This is a genomic window from Blautia sp. OM07-19, assembly GCF_003481595.1.
In the GTDB taxonomy this organism is placed as follows: domain Bacteria; phylum Bacillota; class Clostridia; order Lachnospirales; family Lachnospiraceae; genus Blautia_A; species Blautia_A intestinihominis.
The window spans coordinates 1-4,729 of record NZ_QULA01000069.1 but is presented as its reverse complement, the minus strand read 5'-3'; the positions used below and the strand labels follow the sequence as shown (position 1 = coordinate 4,729).

Genomic DNA, 4,729 nt, shown 5'->3' with positions numbered 1-4,729 from the left:
ATTATAAAAACATGGGTATAATGCTTCAAATGGAAACATTAACATTTGAGGCTGAAAGTATTGCTTATATTGTCTGCAACCATTTTGGTCTGGATACTTCAGAATATTCGTTTACCTATATCGCCAGCTGGTGTGAGAGCAAGGATATGAAAGCACTTCGAGCATCTATGGATACTATCCGGAAAACGTCTGCGGAAGTCATTGGGAATATCGAAACACAGATACACGAGCTGGAAATGGAAAGACCAATCGAAGATGCAAGTCTTGAAAATATAGAAGAAACAGCTATGCAGTATGCCCACCGGCTGATCGAAGCGGCAGAGGATGCAAGTAGGGGAAATTTTACGGATAGTCAGAGAAATCTTATTGTGAATTTTGCATATAAGATGGACGACAAAGACGAAGTGCTTGGACTGGTGAACCGTATGATGACTGCAATCCGCAGACCGGGAAGTGAATATACGAGAAGCCTTATGAATGAAACACAGGCACAGATTGACAATTTCCCAGATGGCATGATCGGTTTTACAGAAATGCACGAAGCAGGAATCCGACTGGAACACATGTATCCTCTTGAAAAAAACAGGGCAGTAGAATTGTATCGTGAGGGTGCGGAAGTTTTTCTCTTACATGGAAATCCAGACAATCCAGAGCAGGCAGGACAGATTCTTGCAGAAACAGAAAATGCAATCCTGGGACATGACGGTATTTTTGGTATCACGGAAGCAGAATGGGAAGTACATAAAGAAAGAGAAGCAGCTGCCGCCAGACAGGAAAAACTGGAACAGGACAGTGCAGAAAAGATTGATGAGACACTTCTTCTGCATGGAGAAAGCAGAAGGTTTGCTATTTATCAGATGGATAGTGGAGATGAGCATACTTATCAGTTTATGGGAATAGAATCCGCAAAGAGTCTGGACTATACCATTGACGGAAAGGATTACCGAATGGTTTATGCAGCACCGTGGATGCCAACGATCACGTTAGACAATATATTTGAACGCTTTAACATTGACCGACCGGAAGATTTCCGTGGTCATTCCTTATCGGTAAGTGATGTGATCGTGATAAACAGGGGTGCAGAGATCACAGCCTATTATGTAGATTCTTTTGGATTTCAGGAACTTCCGGAGTTTGTCCAGCAGAGAAGGAACATGCTGGAACATAATTCCGTCAGGGCATATCCGCCAGTTTATAAAGGAACATTGGAACAGGCAATGGGAGAACGGGATGTGGATGCTTATCTGGATTCCAGAAAGTTAAACCTGGACTGTAAGAAAGCAATCGAAGAAGCCATCCGGGAGAATTTTGACGGGCTGCACTTAAAGCAGGATGCGGCAAAAGAAGTCGTGGAACGCTTCGGGGAAGAACGTATGAATTTTGTTATGGCAAATACCATCCGTGAACTTTCCCATGATGGAAGATTTTCCAGACAGAACAAAGACTGGGCGGAGCATATCGAAGTCCCGGAAAATGTCAGCCGGGGTAGAAATCTGAACCTGGATTATGTGATCGAAAGCCACCCGGCAGTTTTAGATGGGTTTATCGACATGGCAAGAGCTGAAATCCGGATGCAGAGGATAGAACAGGCGATAGGAGAAAACGAAGTGACAATCACGGCAGAGACAAGAGGATATGAAGCAGAAGGACATAACGGGACATGGCATACGGTTGATGAAAAGGAATATGCGGGGGAGAAGTTCTTCTTAATGGAACATGATGAATTTGGCTCCGATGTGGCAGGGATTATCGTAGCAGAAAATGGACAGCTTGTAGCGGAGGATTTATGGAATGGGTTTGATGCAGGAGCGTTAGAAGCTGTATCAGAATATTTGCAGGAAAATGGAACAACACTTTATGACTTGACGGAATTCCCGAAAGATTCTGTTGTAACCCTGCGGAGTGGACAGACACTTACAATCGAAGAAATACAGGCAGTACAGAAAGATACCTGGGAAGAAACGATGGCAGGAAAAAATGAATCTGGAACGGATGTCCGGTTTAATTTCCATGCAGTCAGTGAGGTGCAGCTGCCAGAAGGCATAAAGTTGAAAATGCCAGAGATTCATTACGTTGATAATTTTTATGTGATGGAAGATGTAGATGCAGAGGGTGTAGTAAAAGTAAACCGGTATGAATCACTGGATGAAGCGATGCAGGAATATTTACGCCTGCCAAATAATCAGGAAAAAGTGCTTGGTATCCAGAATACGGAAACAATGCAGGAAAGCATGGATTTTATCCGATGTGAAAACGGAATAGATCAGCTGACCCATGCATATGAACAGATCGGAGGGTGGCTGAATCCGGAAATATATGAAGCGGTAAATAAAATGGAAAATATGCTGGACTGGAATGAGGTACAGATTGCATATCAGATTGGAAAACAATACTTTACAATCCAGACTGCTGAAGATGGCTATGATTATACATTTTACAATGAAGATTATCAGGAGGATGATGGAGGAATCTATGACAATCCGACAATTTATGTAGATGAAGCTGCCAGTGATATTTTGGAAGATAAAGGGTACTCATTGGAAGACGCAAAAGTAGTGGATTATGAAGAACTGATGGCAGATGTGGAAGAAGTTCAGGAAGAACAGATGCAGCGGATACAATTAGAAAAAAACTGCCCAGCAAGTATTTTTGAAGGATTTCGCAGGGAAGAAGCAATGCAAACCTATGAAGGAATCGCAATGCAGTTTATCAGGAGTAAAGGGTATCTGACCATACAGGCAACAGAAGAAGGATATTCGTTTATTTTTTATGACTCTGATCTGCATGAAATCCAGAGTGGTGATTACGATAATCCAGACGCATCCATTCAGGAAGCTGCTTATGAAATCCTTAAAAGTGAAAGAATGGATGACCTGGAATGTGTCAAAGTGGATTATAAAGAATTTGAAGAAATGACGATCCAGCACTCTAAGGATTTATTGCAGGAGGGGGAACTTCGTGCGACTTCTGAGATTGGAAGAGATGAAGCAGCATTAAATGGTCTTAGCAGGGCAGAAGTGGAACGGGGTGTCTTGTATCACGCACAGGGTATTCTGGAAGATATGGGATTAGAAAATGAAGTAGAGTTGCTTGCTGCAAGAGTGCATGGTTCCAGAAGCAGAGAGGAACTTTACAGAGATGATTCTGACCTTGATGTAGTGCTTTCTTATCGTGGCAATATCCGGGAGGACAGTTTCTTCAATGAATTAAATGCTCATGGCATCGCAATGGCAGGTATTAAGGTGGACATCAATCCTATTGCCGAAGAAAGAATCACTCTGGCAGAATATATGAAGGAAGCAGATGCTTACCTTGATCAGCAGGAGATCAAAAAGCTGGCAGTGGATTTAGATAATTTCAGCTATGAATATGACACTTACGAATATAAAGATACCGTTGAGAACAGGGAAGAACAGGTGGAGAAAATCACAGAGGACATTTTGAATCAGAAAACAGGGTGTTTAAAGGACTGGCTGGTTGAAGTATCGGAAGAATCTGATATAGACAGTGATGTGATAACTGCCCGGTCATTACTTTCCCGCCTGGAAAATGCAGAAACCTTTTCTATCTTTACCAGACAATCAGAACAGGAACAGCCGGAAGCTACGATTACTTTTTATGTGGCAGAGTGTATGGAGTTTCCGGTCATGGGAGAATACCATAATAATCTTACTCTGGAAGAAGCGATTAAGATTTATGAAAGTATTCCGGCAGATCGACTGCATGGAGGCAAAGGGATTGGTTTTGACCTGCAGGACGGGGATAAGGATTATTCTGGAGAGTACGAACTGATGTGTTGGAACAGAGTAGACAGGGAACTGATAGATATGATTCCGCATTATAAGGAAAGTCCATTGGTACAGAAAGCAATTAACGATATGGAAAAGTATCTGAATGAGAAACATGGAAAAGTGCAGGAAGCAGAACAGACTGTGGAAGTGAAACAGGAAGTTCCAGAAGCACCAGTCAAGAAAGAATCCGTATCAGTAGAACCGAACCGGGAACAAAACAAAGAGCCTGCAAAGGGTGGAAAAGGGAAACTGAAAAAATCCGTGTTGCAGTCGTTAAAAGAGTTCCAGGCAAGAGCAAAAGCACAGGAGCAGAAAGAAATGGCAACTGAAAAATCCAAAGCACATAAGAAGGGGAATGTAGAATTATGATGAATCTGGCAATGAACTTTGATACAGATGAATGCTTAGTGACCGCAATGTTTGATAAAGGCAACCGAAATGATACAATGGAAGCTATCGACAATATCATTCCATTTCTGAAAGGGGATGCGGATATGATCGGGCTGGTCTGCAATACCATAAGAAAGCTGTTCTGCATGAGTGATGAAGGCTATGAGATTTTTCTTATGGATCTGGAAGATTATAAAGTGGATTTGGAAGATAATTATAAAAAATAGAGAATATTTTGTGTGAATTAGTGTTAGATAGAATTTATTTAAATTGGAGAAAGTAGCCAATCCGATTGAGAAACTGGCACATATTATTAATATGATAAATTTTATTATTGACTTTTAAATTTCACAATGCATCATAGTAAAATAAAGCGAGTATGTAAAAGAGCAGTGTAATTAATGATATAATAAAAAGTAAGAAAAATATTTTTGACTATCTTTTTGTACAATTTATTCGTTATATATAATAGAAAGTGCTTTCAGTAGAAAAAGGAGCTTCTTGTATAATTCAAATATAGGGAATTCCGAGAAAGAAGGTTGAGAAAA

2 protein-coding genes are annotated in these 4,729 nt (G+C 40.9%); both read left to right on the top strand.

Annotation, left to right across the window (positions count from 1 at the left end):
• Positions 1–29 precede the first annotated feature (29 nt).
• Positions 30–4,160: a DUF3849 domain-containing protein gene (locus DXC01_RS19670; protein WP_243111684.1), complete on the top strand. Its 4,131-nt coding sequence runs from the start codon at positions 30–32 to the stop codon at positions 4,158–4,160.
• Positions 4,157–4,408, top strand: coding sequence for a transposon-transfer assisting family protein (locus DXC01_RS19665; protein ID WP_117739739.1), 252 nt, complete (start codon positions 4,157–4,159; stop codon positions 4,406–4,408). The genes DXC01_RS19670 and DXC01_RS19665 overlap by 4 nt, the downstream gene beginning before the upstream one ends.
• Positions 4,409–4,729 lie beyond the last annotated feature (321 nt).

Coding starts and splice junctions, on each gene's coding strand:
- DXC01_RS19665 (WP_117739739.1), top strand. CDS start 4,157: ATGATGAATCTGGCAATGAACTTTGATACAGATGAATGCTTAGTGACC.
- DXC01_RS19670 (WP_243111684.1), top strand. CDS start 30: ATGGAAACATTAACATTTGAGGCTGAAAGTATTGCTTATATTGTCTGC.